Origin of the sequence: Blattabacterium cuenoti (assembly GCF_014252355.1) — a bacterium.
Classification (GTDB): Bacteria; Bacteroidota; Bacteroidia; order Flavobacteriales; family Blattabacteriaceae; genus Blattabacterium; species Blattabacterium cuenoti_AD.
This window is the reverse complement of record NZ_CP059217.1, coordinates 57300-76998: the sequence shown is the minus strand read 5'-3', so window position 1 is coordinate 76998 and position 19699 is coordinate 57300. Positions and strand designations below refer to the sequence as shown.

At 22.0% G+C, this 19699-nt stretch carries 18 protein-coding genes; 4 read left to right on the top strand and 14 right to left on the bottom strand.

Annotation, left to right across the window (positions count from 1 at the left end; genetic code table 11):
* Nucleotides 1–12: 12 nt before the first annotated feature.
* The 6 genes from atpG to atpB all read right to left on the bottom strand — a co-directional run bounded on the left by atpG (nucleotide 13) and on the right by atpB (nucleotide 4835).
* A complete protein-coding gene (gene atpG, locus H0H38_RS00345; protein ID WP_185872813.1) occupies nucleotides 13–921 on the bottom strand; it encodes an ATP synthase F1 subunit gamma in 909 nt (302 codons plus the stop codon).
* Between the two features lie 6 nt (nucleotides 922–927).
* The gene (gene atpA / locus H0H38_RS00340) at nucleotides 928–2511 is read right to left on the bottom strand and encodes a F0F1 ATP synthase subunit alpha (protein WP_185872812.1); all 1584 of its coding nucleotides are present in this window, start codon (nucleotides 2509–2511) and stop codon (nucleotides 928–930) included.
* Between the two features lie 22 nt (nucleotides 2512–2533).
* Nucleotides 2534–2926, bottom strand: coding sequence for a F0F1 ATP synthase subunit delta (locus tag H0H38_RS00335; protein ID WP_238785408.1), 393 nt, complete (start codon nucleotides 2924–2926; stop codon nucleotides 2534–2536).
* 149 nt (nucleotides 2927–3075) lie between these two features.
* On the bottom strand, nucleotides 3076–3567 hold the full coding sequence (gene atpF, locus H0H38_RS00330; RefSeq protein ID WP_238785407.1) for a F0F1 ATP synthase subunit B: 492 nt from the start codon (nucleotides 3565–3567) through the stop codon (nucleotides 3076–3078).
* A gap of 16 nt (nucleotides 3568–3583) precedes the next feature.
* Nucleotides 3584–3808: an ATP synthase F0 subunit C gene (gene atpE / locus H0H38_RS00325; protein ID WP_185872811.1), complete on the bottom strand. Its 225-nt coding sequence runs from the start codon at nucleotides 3806–3808 to the stop codon at nucleotides 3584–3586.
* A gap of 7 nt (nucleotides 3809–3815) precedes the next feature.
* Nucleotides 3816–4835: a F0F1 ATP synthase subunit A gene (atpB, locus tag H0H38_RS00320; protein ID WP_317168650.1), complete on the bottom strand. Its 1020-nt coding sequence runs from the start codon at nucleotides 4833–4835 to the stop codon at nucleotides 3816–3818.
* A gap of 128 nt (nucleotides 4836–4963) precedes the next feature.
* On the opposite strand from atpB, the gene H0H38_RS00315 reads away from it, so the two are divergent.
* A complete protein-coding gene (locus H0H38_RS00315; RefSeq protein WP_185872975.1) occupies nucleotides 4964–6109 on the top strand; it encodes a trans-sulfuration enzyme family protein in 1146 nt (381 codons plus the stop codon).
* On the opposite strand, the gene cysS is transcribed toward H0H38_RS00315, so the two are convergent.
* Both cysS and nadE read right to left on the bottom strand, forming a co-directional pair.
* Complete coding sequence (gene cysS / locus H0H38_RS00310; protein WP_185872810.1) at nucleotides 6110–7609, bottom strand: cysteine--tRNA ligase; 1500 nt, start codon at nucleotides 7607–7609, stop codon at nucleotides 6110–6112. It abuts the gene before it with no gap.
* Between the two features lie 54 nt (nucleotides 7610–7663).
* The gene (gene nadE, locus H0H38_RS00305) at nucleotides 7664–8446 is read right to left on the bottom strand and encodes an NAD(+) synthase (RefSeq protein ID WP_185872809.1); all 783 of its coding nucleotides are present in this window, start codon (nucleotides 8444–8446) and stop codon (nucleotides 7664–7666) included.
* Nucleotides 8447–8473: 27 nt separating this feature from the next.
* Here nadE and tsaB point away from each other — a divergent pair, with 27 nt between their 5' ends.
* The 3 genes from tsaB to H0H38_RS00290 are packed head-to-tail and all read left to right on the top strand — an operon-like array spanning nucleotide 8474 to nucleotide 11632.
* A complete protein-coding gene (tsaB, locus tag H0H38_RS00300) occupies nucleotides 8474–9121 on the top strand; it encodes a tRNA (adenosine(37)-N6)-threonylcarbamoyltransferase complex dimerization subunit type 1 TsaB (protein WP_185872808.1) in 648 nt (215 codons plus the stop codon).
* A gap of 19 nt (nucleotides 9122–9140) precedes the next feature.
* Nucleotides 9141–10892, top strand: coding sequence for a TrkH family potassium uptake protein (locus H0H38_RS00295; protein ID WP_185872807.1), 1752 nt, complete (start codon nucleotides 9141–9143; stop codon nucleotides 10890–10892).
* 20 nt (nucleotides 10893–10912) lie between these two features.
* Complete coding sequence (locus H0H38_RS00290; protein WP_185872806.1) at nucleotides 10913–11632, top strand: potassium channel family protein; 720 nt, start codon at nucleotides 10913–10915, stop codon at nucleotides 11630–11632.
* Between the two features lie 11 nt (nucleotides 11633–11643).
* Here H0H38_RS00290 and H0H38_RS00285 read toward each other — a convergent pair whose 3' ends face one another.
* The 6 genes from H0H38_RS00285 to H0H38_RS00260 are packed head-to-tail and all read right to left on the bottom strand — an operon-like array spanning nucleotide 11644 to nucleotide 19650.
* A complete protein-coding gene (locus H0H38_RS00285) occupies nucleotides 11644–12864 on the bottom strand; it encodes a hypothetical protein (protein WP_185872805.1) in 1221 nt (406 codons plus the stop codon).
* Nucleotides 12854–13492 (bottom strand): c-type cytochrome, encoded by a 639-nt coding sequence (locus tag H0H38_RS00280; RefSeq protein ID WP_185872804.1) that lies wholly within the window; start codon nucleotides 13490–13492, stop codon nucleotides 12854–12856. The genes H0H38_RS00285 and H0H38_RS00280 overlap by 11 nt, the downstream gene beginning before the upstream one ends.
* 11 nt (nucleotides 13493–13503) lie before the next feature.
* Entirely contained in the window at nucleotides 13504–14058 is a 555-nt protein-coding gene (locus tag H0H38_RS00275; protein WP_185872803.1) for a DUF3341 domain-containing protein, read from the bottom strand.
* A gap of 1 nt (nucleotide 14059) precedes the next feature.
* Nucleotides 14060–15433, bottom strand: a complete 1374-nt coding sequence (gene nrfD, locus H0H38_RS00270) for an NrfD/PsrC family molybdoenzyme membrane anchor subunit (RefSeq protein ID WP_185872802.1) — start codon at nucleotides 15431–15433, stop codon at nucleotides 14060–14062.
* An 8-nt stretch (nucleotides 15434–15441) separates the two neighbouring features.
* Nucleotides 15442–18327, bottom strand: a complete 2886-nt coding sequence (locus tag H0H38_RS00265; RefSeq protein ID WP_185872801.1) for a 4Fe-4S dicluster domain-containing protein — start codon at nucleotides 18325–18327, stop codon at nucleotides 15442–15444.
* Between the two features lie 27 nt (nucleotides 18328–18354).
* Nucleotides 18355–19650 carry a c-type cytochrome gene (locus H0H38_RS00260; RefSeq protein WP_317168649.1) on the bottom strand — a complete coding sequence of 432 codons (1296 nt, stop codon included), beginning with the start codon at nucleotides 19648–19650 and terminating at the stop codon, nucleotides 18355–18357.
* Between the last annotated feature and the right edge of the window lie 49 nt (nucleotides 19651–19699).

Sequence of the window (19699 nt, the reverse complement as noted above, 5' to 3'; positions counted from 1 at the left end):
ATTGCTGAATATTCATTGTAAGGAGTCTATTCCACTAATAATTTCAAGTATTTCTTTTGTAATAGCAGTTTGTCGTTCTTTATTATAATTTAATATAAGATCTTCTTTAATTTTATAGGCATTTTCTGTTGCTTTATGCATCGAAATCATTCTAGATGTATGTTCTGCAGTATAAGATTCTAATATTGTTTTTAACAATTTTATTTTTAAAAAAGTTTGTATAATGTAATTGAAAAATTCTTTGGTAGAACATTCTAAAATAAAATCATTATTATAAATAAAATGTTTTTCTTTGATTTTTAAAAAATCAGAATAAATAATAGGTAAAAATAATTCATAATTTGTTTTATGAAAAGAATTTTTTTGTAATGTATTATAAACTATATATATATAATTAATTTTGTCATTTAAAAAATCTTTAATTATTTGTTGTATTAAATACAATACATTTTTTTTATTACAATTATTACTATATAATTGAGTATGATGATATAAATTATATTTTTTTTTTAACAAAAAATCTATTCCTTTTTTGCCTATAGAAAAAAATAAATATTTTTCTTTATAATATTTTGTATTATTAATAATAGTATTAATCTTATTAAAGATTGAATAATTAAACGATCCACATAATCCACGATCAGAAGTTAATATAATAAATAATGTTTTTTTATTTTTTTTATTATGATCAAATAAAAAATATTTTGTGTTTTTTAAAAAATTTAAGTTTGAATGTTTACATGTTGTAATAATTAAATTATTAAAAATTTTTGTTATTTCATCATAATACATATTAATATGTATTTTTTTTTCTTTTAATTTTCTTAATTTAACAACAGAAATCATTTTCATAGCTTCTGTTGTTTTTATTAAAGAATTCATTGATTGAATTCTTTTTTTTATTTCTTTTTGATTAATCATGATGCATTATGATAAATATTTCTTACTTAATTCTGTAATAATATTGTCTAATGTTCCAGTGATTTTTTCATTAATTATTCCTAATTTTAGATCGTATAATAAATCTTTATATTGTTCATTTAAATAAAAAAGATACTCTTTTTCAAAAGAAGAAATTTTATCAATAGGAATTGTTTTTAAAAGATTTTTAGTTCCTGCATATATAATAGCTATTTGATCAGATATATTATATGGAGAATATGGTGCTTGTTTTAAAATTTCTATATTTCTTTTTCCTTTTTCTATTATTTTCATTGTATTTGGATCTAATTCAGATGAAAATTGTGAAAAAGATTCTAATTCTCTAAATTGTGCTTGATCGAGTTTTAAAGTACCAGCAATTTTTCTCATTGATTGAATTTGTGCGGCGCCTCCAACTCTAGAGACCGATATTCCTTCATTAATTGCAGGACGTATACCAGAATTAAATAAATCTTTTTCTAAAAAAATCTGTCCATCAGTAATAGAAATAACATTAGTTGGAATGTAAGATGATACATCACCAGATTGAGTTTCAACAATAGGAATAGCAGTCAATGACCCACCACTTTTTACTTTATATTTTAAATCTTCTGGAAGATTATTAATTTTTTCAGCAATATTTTTATCTCTAATAATTTTAGCAGATCTTTCTAATAAACGTGAATGCAGATAAAATATATCTCCTGGATATGCTTCTCTTCCAGGTGGTCTTCTTAATAATAATGAAATTTCTCTATAAGCTATTGCTTGTTTTGATAAATCATCATATATAACAACAGCAGAATGACCAGTATCTCTAAAATATTCTCCTATAGCGGTTCCAGCAAATGGAGCATATACTTGTATTGCAGCAGGTTCTGAAGCAGGTGCAGCTACTATAATTGTATATGATAATGCATTTTTTTCTTTTAATAATGTTTGAATTCTTGCTATTGTAGAAGCTTTTTGTCCAATAGCAACATAAATGCAATATACTGGATGATTAGTTTCAAATGTTTCTTTTTGATTAATAATAATATCAATAGCTATTGTAGTTTTACCTGTTTGTCTATCTCCTATAATTAATTCTCTTTGTCCTTTTCCTATAGGAATCATTGAATCTATTAATTTAATTCCAGTTTGTAGTGGTTCTGTGACTGGTTCTCTATATATAATTCCTGGAGCATTTCTTTCTAATGGCATATTAAATAGTTGACCAGATATAGGCCCTTTGCCATCAATAGGTTCTCCTAAGGTATTGATGACTCTTCCTAACATTTGATTACCTACTTTAATAGAAAAAAATTTACCTGTACGAATTACTTTATTTCCTTCTTTAATATTTTTTGAAGAAGATAATAAAACTATACTAACATGGTATTCTTCTAAATTTAAGACAATTCCTATAGTTTTACTTTGTTGAAATTCTACTAATTCTCCATAAAATACTGTATTCAATCCAATTGCTCTAATAATTCCATCTCCTATTTGAACCACAATTCCAAATTCTGATAATTTTTTTTCGTATTTAAAATCTGATAATTGTTCTTTTAAAATAGAAGGTATTTCAGAATATTTTATATCTGACATATTATGACATAAATAAAAATTATTAAATATTTATAAATCTTTCTTTAATATTAAATAATTGTCTTTTAACACTAAAATCCCATTCTGTCCATTCTATTTGCAGTATGAATCCCCCTATAATATATGGATCTATTTTATTAATAATATTATAATTTGTTTTATTAAATATTTTTTGCAGTACGTATTGTTGTATTTTTATATTGATATAGGTAGATGATATAAATAAACAATTAATTAATCCTTTGTGTTTTCTATATATAGTTATATATTCCTGAAGAATTTTTTTAATCAAAAATTCTCTATTTCGTATAATTAAAAGTTTCATAAACTTATAAATAAGTAATTCATGATTATAAAAAATTTTTTTTATAATTTTTAATTTTATTTTATTTGATATTATTGAAGAAATAAACATTTGATGAAATTCAATATTTATAAGTAAAAAATTATATAATTTTTCTATGTTTTTATAAAAAAAAAACTATTTTTTTCATTTTTGATGGAAAATTCAAACAAAACTTGAGCATAATTATTAATAAGTTTTTTATTCATAATAAGTACTTTTTATAAGGTTTTTAGAAAATTATCTATAAATTTTTCTTGAGACAAATCTTTATTATTAAGTTCTTTTTTTAGTATTTTTTCTGCTATTGTAATGGAAACAGAACCTATTTGATTTTTAATTTCTTGAATAGCTATTTCTTTTTCTATTTTTAACATTCTTTTTGTTTCATTAATAATTTTTCTTTGTGCTAATATTCCATCATTTATTGCTTTTTTTTGTATATTATTTTTTATTTGCATTGCTTCTTTGATAATAGAATCTCTTTTATATATTGCTTCTTGTAATATTTTTTTTTGTTGTTGATCCAATAATATAAATTGTTGTTTAATTTTATTAGCATTTGTTATAGAATTTATAATTTGTTGTTCTCTGTTTTCTATAAATTTTATTATAGGAGTCCATGCATACTTTGATAAAAAATAAATTGCACATAAAAATATTATAATATTCCATATAATTAATCCAAAAGAAGGAGTCATTAAATCCACCATATTTATTATTTAATAACTATTTAAATACAGCTAATAAGGCTGTAACTATTCCAAATAAAGCAGCACCTTCAATCAAAGCTGCAGCTATAATCATGGCATTTTGTATTTTTTCTGCAGCTTCTGGCTGTCTAGATATAGCATCCATAGCTGAACTACCAATTTTTCCAATTCCTAATCCAGCTCCTAGTACCGCTAATCCAGCACCTAAAGCTGCTAATCCTGAATAAATTAAATCTATCATATAATATTTATTTTGAATAATTAATAACAGATCCTATTAATAAAGCAGATATATTGGTAAATATAAATGCCTGTAAAAAAGAAACCATTATTTCTAATAAAAATATAAAAAAACCGAAAATAATAGAAAAGCTTGCAATCCACAAACTTTTAAAAATAAAAATTAAACAAATAAAACTTAAAATAACAATATGTCCTGCAGTAATATTAGCAAATAAACGAATACATAAAGTCATAGGCCGAATAAATAGTCCTATAAATTCTATCGGTGCTAATATGATTTTAATAAAAATTGGAACATTAGGCATCCATAATAAATGTTTCCAATAATTTTTATTAGAAGATAAATTCATTATAAAAAAAACTATTGCAGAAAGTCCAAATGTGATATTAATATTTCCTGTAACATTTGGAAATCCAGGAATTAATCCAATTAAATTATTAATTAATATAAAAAAGAATAAAGTTAATAAAAAAGGTAAATATTTTTTATATTTTGTATTTCCAATATTTGGAATAACTATTTCATCTCGAATAAATAATATTAAAAATTCTAACAATATTCCTAAATTCCATGTAGTATAACAATTTTTATAACTGAATACCATCTTGATAAAAATAATAAATAATATTATAATAGATAATATGATAGATATAATATTTTTAGTAATAGATAAATCTAATATTGGTTGATCATTTATTGGATTGCCTTTATTATTCATATTTAATTGTCCTGTACAATTAGTAATGTATATTTTGTCTTTAAACATTTTATAAAAATTATATTTTCCTTTAACTAATTTTCCATGATAAAATTTTTTTGATGAAAATATTTCTAATTTTTTATTTTTATTTAATAAAATAATTGGCAAATGTAATATAATTTTATTATTTACTATATGCCAATCATGAGAATCTAATATGTGTTCAAAAATAATTTTAGATATATCTAAATTATTATTGTTACCATTAGAATTTATTGGTATTATAATTAAAATGAATAATAAAACTTTTAATAATTTGAACAAATTAATAATGATTTAAATTTATAAAAAATTATATATATTCTAAATATAATAAATGAAACTTATATTTTTGCATAATAAAGATTAATTTTATCTGCAATTTTACAATTATGTTAAAATAATGTTATATGATGAAGGAAGAAACAAAATTAATTCAAAATATTTTATCAGATCCTCTGACAGGTGCTATTTCAACTCCAATATATCAAACTTCTACCTTTGTTCAAGAAGAACCTGGAGTTCATAAAGGATATGATTATACACGAACTAATAATCCAACTAGAAAAGTATTAGAAAATATAATCAAAGATTTAGAAGAAGGATATGCAGGCTTAGCATTTGCTTCTGGATTAGCTGCTATAGATGCCACAGTAAAATTATTAAGTAATGGAGATGAAATTATTGCTGTTGATGATATTTATGGTGGAACTTTTAGGTTATTAAATTTGTATAAAAAATTAGGAATTAACACTAATTTTGTAGATACTTCTTGTTTAAAAAATATAATATCACATATTTCTTCAAAAACTAAAATGATATGGTTAGAAACTCCAACCAACCCTACATTAAAAATCTCAGATATACAAAAAATTAGTTTGAATGTTAAAAAAATTAATTCAAATATTTTAATAGTAGTAGATAATACCTTTGCTACTCCTATAATTCAAAAACCACTTAATTTAGGATCAGATATAGTTATTCATAGTGCAACTAAATATTTAGCTGGACATTCAGATGTCTTAGCAGGATTGATTATCGTTAATAATAAACAATTATATGATACATTAAAATATATTCAAAATTCCACTGGTGGAATATTATCCCCTATGGATTCTTGGTTAACTATTAGAGGTTGTCAGACTTTATATTTGAGAATAAAAAAACAATCTGAAAATGCTATGAAAATTGCTTCTTTTTTAAAGACAAAAAATATTATTGATAAAATTTATTATCCTGGATTAATAAGTCATAAAAATTATACTATAGCTAAAAAACAACAAAGATATTTTGGTGGTATTGTATCTTTTAGTTTAAAAAATGATACATTATATGCTGCAAAAAAAATAGTAACTTCCACTAAGTTATTTAAATTAGCAGAAAGTTTAGGAGGAACAAAAAGTTTAATTTGTCAACCATCCACTATGACACATAAATCAACTCCATTAGATATTAGAATTAAAACTGGGATTCAAAATTCTCTTATTAGATTATCTATTGGCATAGAAAATATAGATGATCTAATCCATGATCTTAATAATGCTTTTTTATTATTATAATTATTTTATTTTTTTATCTTGTAATTTAATTCCTATTAAAGATAAGAGATCACGTATTTTATCTGATAAAATCCAATTTTGTTTTATTCTTTCTTCTATTCTTAATTGTATTAAAAATTCTATAATATGATACATATTTTTATATTGTTTATCAATATTTTGTATGTTTATCATTTCTAAGCCCATAATATCGAATAAAAAATAATACATATACATTTTTAATAAATGTATATCTGATAGTTTCATGTTATGAATATAATAAGAATTGGTTATTTTATATATTTTAAATAAATGAGAAATTAACAAAGGTGTATTAAAATCATCATCAATAGCATAATAACAATCTTTTATCCATTGTATAATATCAAAATTAAATGTATTTGTCAGTGTATTTTTTTTACAATTAATCGTATGTAATATTTTATTAATTATTTTAATTGTATGCATTAATTTAAAATATCCTTTTTCTGAATCTTTTATTCCTTGTTCAGAAAAATTTAAAATACTTCTATAATGAGATGTTAAAATATAATATCGTATGATTGTAGGATGAAATTTGTTGTTATTTATTAAATTAGTAATATCAAAAAAATTACCTTTTGATTTACTCATTTTTTTACCTTTATAAGTTAAAATATTAGAATGAATCCAATAACGAGATAGCATTTGATTATTTATTGCTATAGATTGTGCTATTTCACATTCATGATGAGGAAATTTTAAATCTATTCCTCCTCCATGGATATCAAAAATTGTTCCTAAATATTTTGTACTCATAGTTGTACATTCTATATGCCATCCAGGGAATCCTTTTCCCCATGGAGAATTCCAATTCATAATATGATTATTTTGCGCTTTTTTCCAAAGAGCAAAATCATGAAAATGTTTTTTATCATTTAAAAAATTATAATTTGTATTAATTAATTGAGTGATATCATTATGGCTTAATGATCCATAATTACCATATAAATATGAAAATTGTTTATTATATTTTTGTATATTAAAATATACAGATCCATTTTTTTCATAAGCTATATTTTTATTTATTAATTGTTTTATTATATCGATTTGTTCTATTATATGACCTGTTGCTCTTGGTTCTATATTGGGAGGCAATAAATTAAATATTTCTAATATTTTATGAAAAAATATAGTATATTTATTAACTACTTCCATAGGTTCTAGACCTTCAATTCTAGATCTTATAGATATTTTATCTTCATCATTTTCTTCTTCTAAATGACCTACATCTGTAATATTTCTTACATAACGTATTTTATAATTTAAATGTTTAAAATATCTTACAATGAAATCAAATAATATAAAAGTTCTACAATTGCCTAAATGAATATAATTATAAACTGTAGGGCCACAAACGTAAATACCAATATATTTTTTATTCATTGGAATAAATAATTCTTTTTTACCAGTCCAAGAATTATAAATTTTTAAATTATGTTTATGCCTATAATTGATTATATTAACATTACTTTTATTCATTATTTAGTTGATATAAATTATAAAGATAAATTGGGCCTTTATATAATAATTTTATTAAAATTTTAAATGATTAGGAATTATACAAATTGGAATATGTATAATTTTATGTCTATTTTTTTTATGTAAATTTTTATATATTTTCATAATATGATATTTTTTATTTGTTATACGAATATTATTTTTATAATTTTTCATTGCCCATTCTAATTCTTGATAAGTAGCATTTAATTGATCTTCATCAGATCTTTGATCTTTCCATAATCCATCTTTAGGAATAGCATTTTGTATAGAAGAAATAATATTCAGTTCTTTAGATAAAAAGTAAACTTCATTTTTGGTTAAATCTCCTATAGGTTGTAGATCTACACCTCCATCTCCATATTTTGTAAAAAATCCTACTCCAAAATCTTCTATTTTATTTCCAGTTCCTACTACTAAATAATTATTAATATTGGCGTAATAATATAATGTGATCATTCGTAAACGTGATTGTATATTAGCTAAAGCTAAAGATCTTTGTTGTTCAATGTGATTTTTTTCATACACTATTTCAGAAAATAAAATATATAACTTGTATAAGTTTTTTTCTAAATGATAAACATTTGAAAACTTTTTTTTTAAAAATATTATATGTTTTTTAGATAAAATATTTTTTTTTTCTAAAATTGGCATTTCTAATACTAAAGTTGGTTTTTTGGTCATTGCCACCAATGTTGAAGTTAATGCAGAATCAATCCCTCCAGATATTCCAATAATAAATCCATTAGATTTGGATTTTTTTATGTACTTTTTCAACCAATTAATAATATAATTAATTATTAGTTTTGAATTTATCATTTTTATAAAAAAAATTAAAATAATTCAATGAGTTTAATTCTAAATTTAGAAACTTCTACAAATAATTGTTCAGTAAGTATAGCAAATAAGGGAAAATGCTTAATTATGATAGAAGAATATTTAGATCCACCAATACATTCTGATAAATTACATTTATTTATTCAATATGCTATAGATATATCTAAAATCTGTATTAGTCAGTTAAAATCTATATGTATCAGTAAAGGTCCTGGATCATCATATACTTCTTTGAGAATAGGAATGTCTGCAGCTAAAGGATTGTGTAATTCATTGGATATACCTTTGTTATCGTTAGATTCTTTAACAATTATGTGTCATAAAATTAATAATATAAAATCAGAATTTTTAATTCCTATAATATGTACAAAATCAAATTATTTTTATACATCTATTTTTAATAAATTCAAAAAAAGAATAACTCCTATTTATAAAAAAAAAAATGATTGTATGATAAATTTTTTTAAAGATTTTATGAAAAATAAACATCAAGCATATTATTTTGGATATAATATTAATTCTTTATCTGTAATTAATTCATTACATTATATTCCATATATTTTTTTTCCATCTTCAATGGAAATGTCAATTCTTTCTTATATACAATTTTGTAATAACAAATTTGAAAATATCACAAAATTAATACCTTATTATTAATTAAAAATTTATTTAGCTTATGATACAAAAATTCATAAAATTACGATACATATTATCTATTTTTACTTCATTTATTATTTTTTATTTAATATTTTCATTAGGATGGGGTCCTAAAATTAATACTAGTATACATAGTACGATATTATTTGGATTAATTATTACATTAATTATATTAAATGGAACGTATTTATTAAAAAAACATTTAGAAAAACGTTATAAGTCTATTTTCTTTTTATCTTTTATAGTTCTTGTTTGTTCATTTATATTTTGTATTATAAATTATTTAATTCAAAAAAATAATGAATTAATGGAAATATCGTTATTAGTTAGTTTAACTATATATATATTAATTATAATTACGTATTTAATACGAAATATATATCTTAAAATTCATAATCATAATCCAGTTATTATTTTTATTACTAGTTTCATTTTATTATCTTTAATTGGTACATTCTTATTATTATTGCCTAATTGTACAGTTAAAAAAATATCATTTATAGATGCATTATTTACTTCTACTAGTGCAGTATGTGTCACAGGGTTATCAGTATTAGATATCTCTAAAGATTTTACTTATTTAGGTCAATGGATAATATTAATTTTAATAGAAATTGGTGGATTAGGAATATTGACTATTACTTCTTGTTTAAGCTATTTTTTTAGAGATGGATTTTCTTTTAGAGAAGGAAATTATATTAGTAATTTTCTAAATACTAAAAAAAAAAATAATGTTCTTAGTTTAGCAGCACAAGTTGTATTTTTTACTTTAATAATAGAATCTATAGGTGCAATTTTAATTTTTTTATCCATAAGAAAACAACATGTATCTGATAATCCTTTATTTTTTGCTATTTTTCATTCAATATCTGCATTTTGTAATGGTGGCTTTTCTATTTTAAACCAAGGATTATATTCTATCGCAGTTCGATATCATTATGTATTACAAATTATAATAGCAAGTTTAATAATATTAGGTGGAATAGGATTTAATAGTTCATTTAATTTATTTACATATATATGGTTAACAATGAAAAAATTTTTTTATAAAACATTTAAAAATCAACATATTAAAAATCCAGCACATATTTTAACTTTGAATACTAAAATAGTAATATTGTCTACAATATTTTTAATTATTTTTGGAACTATATTTTATTTTGCTTTTGAATTTAATCATTCTTTATTAGAACATGAGTCTTATACAGGTAAATTAATATCTTCATTTTTTTCTTCTGTTACATCAAGAACTGCTGGATTTCAGGTGATTAATATGCATCGTTGTACTACAATTACTATTTTAATTACTATTTTACTAATGTGGATTGGGGCCTCTCCAGGATCTACAGGTGGAGGAATTAAAACAAGTACATTTGTATTAGCCTTGATGAATATTATTTCTTTATCCACAGGAAAAACTAGATTAGAAATTCAAAAAAATGAAATATCTTATGAATGTATTCAATGTTCTTTTGCCATTATTATTTTTTCTTTTATTACTACATATTTAAGTATTTTAATTATTTTATTTTTAGATCCAAAAAAAAATTTATTATACATTATTTTTGAAGTTGTTTCTGCATTTTCAACAGTAGGATTATCTTTAGGCATAACACCGAGTTTATCATATGGTAGTAAATTAGTATTAATTATTTTAATGTTATTAGGAAGAATAGGTTGTTTAAATATTATGTTTGGATTTTTTAAAAAAAATAAAATCATTTCTCATGATTATTATAGATATCCAAATGGATATATTCTTATAAATTAAGATAAAAATATGTATATAATTTGAAAATTATAATAATTGGACTAGGAAATTTTGGAAGATCTTTAGCTTTAAATTTAACAGATAATGGCCATGAAGTTTTTGGAATAGATAATAAAATGGAAAAAGTAAATTTATTAAAAGATCATATAGAAAATGTAATATGCATGGATGCAAATAATGAAGAAGCTTATAAAATGATTCCTATAGAACAAGCAAATTTAGGAATTGTTGCTATTGGAGAAAATGAAGGATCTTCGATAGTTACAACAGCTATACTTAAAAAGTATCAAAATCTTAGAATAATAAGTAGATCTTTATCACAAATACATGATACTATATTGAATGCTATGGGAATTAATGAAATTATTCATCCAGAACAAGATGCAGCTTTTAGATTAACTCAACAAATATCATTTAATTATGCGTTAAATTATTTTAAAATAGATCATCAATATTCTATTGCCGAAGTATTTTCTCCATCATCTTTTAATGGAAAATCTGTTAAAATGTTACAATTAATACAAAAATATTCTATTTTATTAATTACTATAATAAGAAATGTAAAATTAAATTTATTTTTTTATAAAAAACATCAAATAGATTCTAAACAAGTAATTGGATTAGTAAATGAAGAAACAATGTTACAAAATGGAGATATTTTAACTATTTTTGGAAAAAAACAATCTATTATACATTTTATAAAACAAGAAAATATTATACATCCATCATATTCATATTAATATAATTATAATTACATATAAGGATATTTATAATGTTGACTTTCTTTAAAATAAGGATGGCCAATATATTTTAATTGATGTTTATTAACATTATAAAATATAATCTTTAAAAAAATAGAGACTATAATTAATAACATTCCTATATCAGCCAATCCAAAATTATATTTAAATAAACTTATTTCTGGTATTATTAACTGATACATATCTATATAATGACCTATAAGTATAATAATAGAAATCATTGATACTATTAATGGATTTTTTTTATTTTTACTACTAAGTAGTCCAAAAAAAGGAATTAAAAAATTTAAAATTAACATCCAAAAATGAATATTTTCATAGAAAATAGTTCTTTTTATAAAAAAAATCATTTCTTCTGGAATATTACTATACCAATAAAGAAGAAATTGTGAAAACCAAAAATAAGTCCATAATAAACTACTTGAAAATAAATATTTACTTAAATCATGTAAATGATGTTCATTAAAATATGATAAATATCCTATTTTATTTAAATAAATAGAAAATAGAATAATTACTCCAATTCCTGCGGATAAATAACTACTAAACAAATACCAGCTAAATATTGTACTAATCCAATGTGGATTGAGAAACATAATCCAATCCCATCCCATAAATATAGAAGTAATCGCAAAAAATATAATAAATTTAACGGATAAAGAATTTAATTTTTCATATAATTTAATAGAATAATTGTTATGTAAAATACATGAGATTTTTTTTATTTTAAAATAAAACACATTCCACACAATCATGTAAAATATATTTCTAATCAAAAAAAATGGAACATTTAAAAATTCTTTTTTATTTGCAATAATTTCATCATACAATATAGAATTTGGATTCACAACATTTGTATTCATCCAAGGTAATAGTTGTATTATATTCAAAGAGTTAAATATAAACATTATAAAAATTAACATACATCCATAAGGTAAAAATGATGATAAAATTTCCATAATAGGATAAATAATTACAGACCATACTGATTTTGAAACATATTGAATTGTTAAAAAACATAATATTCCTAAAGAAATTAAAGTCAAATATAAAATATTTGTATATGTAATAATGATAATATTATGTAATTGTTCAATTAATGAATTATTAAATTTTATAATATCAAAAAAAATTAAAAATAAACCTAATATTATAAAAAATATAATGAATTTTTTTTCTTTATTTTTATCTTTAAAAAAATTATAAGACATTTGATTTTGTTAATTTATTTTTTAATAACATAACATATTCTGAAACTTTCCATCTATCTAACTTATTCAGTTGAGATGCATATGAACTCATATTATTTTTGCCATATGTAATTACATGATAAATACTTCCAACAGTAATAGATCGATCTTTATAATTAGGAATACCTAAAATTTTTCCAGACTTTACTAAGTACCCTTCTCCATCTCCTAAATTTCCATGACAAATAGCACAATTAACTGTATATATTTTTTTTCCATCTTGAAATATATTATTCATGACTTTATTTTCTTTATTTTGTAAAGGAGATTCAATAATTTTTTTTGATTGAAAATATCCATGATTTGTATTATCTTGTGTATATTTTGAAAATGATTCATAATAATTTCTTGGAATAGTTCCTTCTACTGAAGTAATTGATGATGTTTGTTCTATTACAAAAGGATTAATTTTAATTTTGTTGATAGAAGATTTGTAATATGGATATGGATCAGAATACGGTTCATATGCATCTGAATAATACATATCTGGCATATATACTATGTTAGGATATTGTTTATTGAACCAACAAGAATTACAACAAATTGAAAACAATAAAACAATTACTATTCTAGAATAATATTTTATCATTACTTTACTTTTTATTTACAATGGACTTCTATTGCACCTTGTTTTTGTAAAAAAGATGAAAAATAAAATATAGAATTTGTTTGATTTTTGTCATATTCAATTTCTATCATAAACAAATTATCTGTTGTTCTAGGATCTGGATTTTTTGATTTTGTCCATGGAAATAATTTACATTGAAAGAGATATGTAATACACATCAAATGTGCAGAAAAATAAATTGATAATTCAAATATAACAGGAATAAAAGAAGGGAAATTTTGAATCCATGAAAAAGATGGTTTTCCTCCAATATTTTGAGGCCAATCATAAATCATCGTATACCAAATGATTAAATTTGAAAAAAAAAAACCAAATAACCCATATATAAAGGCATATATAGATAAATTAGTTGGTTTAAGTTTTAATAATTTATCTAAATTATGTATTGGAAAAGGTGAATATACTTCTTTGATTTTTATATTTTTATTTTTAATAAGTAATTTGATACTATCAATCATTAAATTTTTATCATTATATAATGCATGAATTACATTATATTTGATACTTTGATTATTACTATTTAACATTTCATAATTTTTTTTTGCAAGAAACTAAAGTTTTTAGTTCAGATTGAGAAATTACTGGAAAAAATCGTATATATAATAAATAAATAGAGAAAAAACATCCAATTGTTCCAATAAATATTCCAACATCTATAAAAGATGGAACAAATCCTGTCCATGATGATGGAATATAATCACGACTTAAATTTAAAACAATAATATCAAATCTTTCAAACCACATTCCAATATTAATAATAATAGCTATTATATATGACCAAAAAAAACTTCTTCTTATAAATTTAATCCATAATAATTGTGGAATAATAACATTACATAAAATTAATATCCAAAAAGCCCACCAATAAGGACCTGTAGCAGCTTTTGCAGAAAAATAAATAAATTTTTCAAAAGGATCTTTTGAATACCAAGAAAGAATAAATTCTGATATATAAGCTAAAGATACAATTCCACCAGTTAAAAGAATAATTTTATTCATATATTCAATATGATCTCTAGTAATATAATTTTCTAAAGAAAGAACTTTTCTAGTTACACCTAATAAGGTTTGCACCATAGCAAAACCAGAAAATATTGCTCCTGAAACAAAATAAGGAGGAAAAATTGTACTATGCCATCCTTTAATAATAGATGTAGAAAAATCAAAAGAAACAATAGTATGAACTGAAAAAACTAATGGAGTGCATAACCCAGCTAAAACAAGAGATATTTCTTCAAATCTTTGCCAATCTCTAGATGATCCACCCCAACCAAAACTAAGAATACTATAAATTTTTTTTTGAATTGGATTAGAGATTCTATCTCTTATCATTGCAAAATCTGGAATTAATCCAATAAACCAAAAAACAGTAGAAACAGAAAAATACGTACTAATTGCAAACACATCCCATAAAAGAGGAGAATTAAAATTAGGCCATAAACTACCAAATTGATTAGGTATTGGTATAACCCAGTATGCATTCCATGGCCTTCCCATATGAATTATTGGAAATAATCCTGCTTGTATAACCGCAAAAATCGTCATTGCTTCAGCTGATCTATTAATGGATAATCTCCATTTTTGACGAAATAATAATAAAACTGCTGAAATTAATGTACCAGCATGTCCAATCCCAACCCACCAAACAAAATTTGTAATATCCCAAGCCCAATTAATAGTTTTATTAATACCCCATACTCCAATTCCTGTTACAATAGTATATAAAATACAAATTACACCCCATAAAAAAGATAATAAAGATATTATAAAAGAAATCCACCATAAATTACCAGCTTTATGTATAATAGGATTCAAAGTATCATTTGTAATATTTTGATATGATTTTTTTCCTGTAATTAATACTGATTTCCTTTTTTTATAATTTTCATAATTATCAAACATACTAATATCTATTTTAAATTTCTTACTTTCAGATTATAAGACACATTTGGATTAATTCCTAAAAATTCTAAAATTTTATAATTTCTATTATCTTTTATGGTTTGAGAAATTTTACTATTGGGATCATTAATATCACCAAAAATAATAGCATTTGTGGGACAAGAAATACTACATGCAGTTTCAAATTCTTCATCTTTTATTTTTCTATTTTCTTTTTTAGCAATTCCAATCACATATTGTGTTCTTTGTATACACATTGAACATTTTTCCATCACACCTCTACTTCTTACTACAACATCAGGATTAATCACCATTTTACCTAAACTATTATTCATATTAAAATTAAAATTGTGATTATTTACGTAATTAAACCAATTAAATCTTCTAACTTTATAAGGACAGTTATTAGCACAATAACGAGTACCGACACACCGATTATAAGTCATCATATTTTGGCCTTGTTTTCCATGAGTAGTGGCCCCAACTGGACAAACTGTTTCACAAGGAGCATTTTCACAATGTTGACACATTAAAGGTACAAAAGAAACATGTGGATTAAATAAATAATTTTGTTTTTCCTTTTTATCATAAGTAGAATAATATCTATCTATTCTTATCCAATGCATATCTCTGGATTTTCTAATTTCTTCTTTTCCTACAATAGGAACATTATTTTCTGAATGACATGCAATTATACAAGATCCACATCCAATACAAGAATTTAAATCTATAGCAAGTTGAAAATGATGTCCATTTTTTTTATGATTATTTGTTTCTACAGAATTTATGATATTATTTTCTTTTTCATTCCATATATATTTTGATTGATTTAAAAATGTATTTAAATCAATATTTCTTAAAATATTTCTTTCTTCTGTATAATTTTGAACTTGTACACAAGAAAATTTATGTATTTTATTTGATTTCAGTACTTGTATATATAATTGAATAATATGAAAATTTTTATAGATTATATATGCATTTGTTCCTTGACACATTGTTGATAATTTACCTATTTGTTGTCCATATCCAAAAGATAATCCTATAGTTCCTATGCTTTGTCCAGGTTGTATATAAGCTGGTATATTATGAATAAGTATTTTTCCATTTTTAATTAAATTAACACAATGGCCATTCATAGCTCCTGATGTAGTAATCCAATTTTTAATACCTAATTGATTTGCATCAAAAGGTGAAATTGTTAAATAATTTTCCCAAGTTGTACGAGTAATAGGATCAGGAAATTCTTGTAACCATGGATTATCATATTGAGTTCCATCACCAATTCCAATTTTAATATATAATCTCAATTCGAATAAATTAGATGGAATTATTCTAGTTGGATTTTTTGGATAAAATGTATAATAATATGGATCTTTGATTTTAAAATTATCTTTTTTTTTAACAACTCCATGAAATAATGCTTCATTAAATGATGAAACATTAGAATTTGGAATAATATATTGTTTCCAAATTGTTTTTAAAAAATCATAATAATTATTATATTTTTTATTGTTACTCCATATTAATAATGAATCTTGAAATTGTCTAGTATTAAATATAGGATGTATAGTAGGTTGCATTAATGTGTAATAATCTGTTATTGGATGTGAATCTCCCCAACTTTCTAACCAATGTGGAATAGGAAGTAAAATATCCATATTTTGACTAGTATCATTATTTGTCATTGTAAAATAAATAGATATTGGAATGTTTTTTTTAATTGTATTAAAAAATGGAAAACTATAAAATGGATTAGTATTATGAATTAATAAAAGACCTACTTTTTTTTCGTTTACATCATTGATAAATTGTTTAAATTTTTTATCATTACTTTCTTTTGATAAAATAAATTTTTTTTTTTGTAAAGCTTTACTATTAATTTTATAATTAATTAAAAATGACAGTAGATAAGATTCTTTATCTCCATCTGCTAAAATAACACTTTTAGATTTTTTTTGTTGAATTAAATCTATTATTTTTTTTGATATATTGTTTGTACTTTTTTTATTAAAAAATATATTTTGATAAATTTCAAATAATATTTGTTTTATATCAGATGGTTTTTTTGGAATTCTAATATCTGCATTTGCTCCAGATAATGTCATATTACTTTCTATTTGAATATGTTGTGACATTTGTTTACCTGGTTTTCTATTAATAGCATAAAATTTACTAAGGCTAATAGGACTCCAATTAGATAAAAAATCTGCATCAAAAGAAATAATTAATTCTATTTCTGATAAATCAAAGAATGGAAATGCTCTAATACCAAATATTTGTTCTGAGGCATCTAAAGCTATAGAATATGAAATAGCGTCATATGTAATCCATTTTGTAGTTGGATAAACTTTTTTAAAAGATTGAAATAATTTTTTTGTAGAATAACTAGGATAAGATGAAGACAATATGACTATATCTTTATTAAGTTTAGAAATTTTATTCAGATTATTTTTTATAAAATCATCTATTTCTTTCCATGAAGATTGTTTACCCATTAAAAATGGATTTTTTAATCTTGTTTCATCATATAAAGATAATATAGAAGATTGAATTCTAACAGAGGTTGTATTAAAATATTTAGAAGTAAAATTTGGTTCTATTTTGATAGGACGACCTTCTCGTGTTTTTACCAATACACTACCAATATCAAAAGAATCCATCATAGTAGATGCATAATATGTAGGAATGCCAGGAGTAATAATATCAGGTTTTACAACATATGGTATTGATTGTATAACTGGACCTTTACATGCAGCTAATGTTGCGGATGCTGTACTAAATCCTATCCATTTTAAAAAATCACGTCTAGAAGTTTTTTTATTAAGAATATTTTTTATTATAGTTTCTTCTTTATCTAAAGAAGTATTTTTATTCTTTTTATTATTTATCATTACAAGAATTATATTTTTAAATTTTAATTAATAATGACATTTAGCACATTCTATTCCACCAGTCATGTCAACTGTTATTTTTTTATTTATTATAAAATTTTTAAAATATTGATTATAATATTTATTTTTTTTATTAATTTCTATATGTCTATGACAAGAAATACACCATTCCATGCTAAAATCATTAGCCATTTCTATTTGATCCATATTGTTTACTTCTCCATGACAAGCAGTACAAGTTATATTTACTTTTTTAAATTGTTTAATCATTTTTTCTCCATTAATAATATGTTGAGAATGATCGAAATTTACAAAATCAGGCATATTATGAATTCTAATCCATTTAATTGGTTGATATTTTTTATAAAATTTTCTTATACTAGGATCCCATCCTATTGAAGAATAAATTTTTTTTATTTCTTGATTATATTCTTGTTTACTTTTTCCTTTTTCAATATAATCACCTGCATATTCTTGAATAACATTATGACAATTCATACATATATTTGTTGAAGGAATACCAGCAACTTTTCCATATTTTGCTGAAGAATGACAATATTGACAATCAATTTTATTAATTCCAGAATGGATTTTATGAGAAAAATAAATTGGTTGTACTGGTTTATATCCTTTATTTATATCTATATGCATTAGAAAATACCATATTCCATATATACTAGATAATAATAATAATATAAGCGTAGATGAAATAAAATACCAAGTTTTTATACTTTTTCCTAATATTTTTATTAAAAAAATATTTAAAGATGACAAAATATTTTTTTTGTCAAAAAAAATATCATTATATAATAAATTAAATAATATTTTAATTCTATATAAAATTATAATAATGATAATAGATAAAAGACTAAGTCCAAAAATTATAATTTTTTTAAAAAACTTATTAGTTTGTTCTAATTCCATAGCAATAGAACTTGTATTATTGTCTTTTTTGGTTAGTTTTTTTTGATTTTGAATTGGATGTTCAATAAAAAATAAAATGTCATCTATTTGTTCTTCTGACAAATTAGGGAAAGAATTCATTTCTATATTGCCATATTTTTTATATATAGCTATAGCTTCTTTATTTCCACTTTTTCTAAAAGATTTATTATCTAAAATCCATTTATGTAACCATTCTTTACTTCTTTTATGAGTAATTCCAGATAATGGTGGACCTATAATAGTTTTATTTAATGCATGACAAGAAGCACAATTTTTGTTAAAAAGAGTATATCCATTTTCCGCATTACCTAATATTTTGTCTTCAGCATTTGAAATAAAAAATATAAAAAATATAAAAAATATGATTTTTTTCATCATTGCATCATTGTATATTAATTACAAAAATAAAATAAAGGTAAAATATCAT

What these genes read in the sequence shown, in the direction of transcription:
- atpG (WP_185872813.1), bottom strand. Translation starts at nt 921, where the DNA reads ATGATTAATCAAAAAGAAATAAAAAAAAGAATTCAATCAATGAATTCT.
- atpE (WP_185872811.1), bottom strand. Translation starts at nt 3,808, where the DNA reads ATGATAGATTTAATTTATTCAGGATTAGCAGCTTTAGGTGCTGGATTA.
- tsaB (WP_185872808.1), top strand. Translation starts at nt 8,474, where the DNA reads ATGAGTTTAATTCTAAATTTAGAAACTTCTACAAATAATTGTTCAGTA.
- H0H38_RS00265 (WP_185872801.1), bottom strand. Translation starts at nt 18,327, where the DNA reads ATGATAAATAATAAAAAGAATAAAAATACTTCTTTAGATAAAGAAGAA.
- cysS (WP_185872810.1), bottom strand. Translation starts at nt 7,609, where the DNA reads ATGAATAAAAGTAATGTTAATATAATCAATTATAGGCATAAACATAAT.
- H0H38_RS00285 (WP_185872805.1), bottom strand. Translation starts at nt 12,864, where the DNA reads ATGTCTTATAATTTTTTTAAAGATAAAAATAAAGAAAAAAAATTCATT.
- H0H38_RS00315 (WP_185872975.1), top strand. Translation starts at nt 4,964, where the DNA reads ATGAAGGAAGAAACAAAATTAATTCAAAATATTTTATCAGATCCTCTG.
- H0H38_RS00295 (WP_185872807.1), top strand. Translation starts at nt 9,141, where the DNA reads ATGATACAAAAATTCATAAAATTACGATACATATTATCTATTTTTACT.
- H0H38_RS00260 (WP_317168649.1), bottom strand. Translation starts at nt 19,650, where the DNA reads ATGATGAAAAAAATCATATTTTTTATATTTTTTATATTTTTTATTTCA.
- atpF (WP_238785407.1), bottom strand. Translation starts at nt 3,567, where the DNA reads ATGGTGGATTTAATGACTCCTTCTTTTGGATTAATTATATGGAATATT.
- H0H38_RS00275 (WP_185872803.1), bottom strand. Translation starts at nt 14,058, where the DNA reads ATGTTAAATAGTAATAATCAAAGTATCAAATATAATGTAATTCATGCA.
- H0H38_RS00335 (WP_238785408.1), bottom strand. Translation starts at nt 2,926, where the DNA reads ATGTTTATTTCTTCAATAATATCAAATAAAATAAAATTAAAAATTATA.
- atpA (WP_185872812.1), bottom strand. Translation starts at nt 2,511, where the DNA reads ATGTCAGATATAAAATATTCTGAAATACCTTCTATTTTAAAAGAACAA.
- H0H38_RS00280 (WP_185872804.1), bottom strand. Translation starts at nt 13,492, where the DNA reads ATGATAAAATATTATTCTAGAATAGTAATTGTTTTATTGTTTTCAATT.
- nrfD (WP_185872802.1), bottom strand. Translation starts at nt 15,433, where the DNA reads ATGTTTGATAATTATGAAAATTATAAAAAAAGGAAATCAGTATTAATT.
- nadE (WP_185872809.1), bottom strand. Translation starts at nt 8,446, where the DNA reads ATGATAAATTCAAAACTAATAATTAATTATATTATTAATTGGTTGAAA.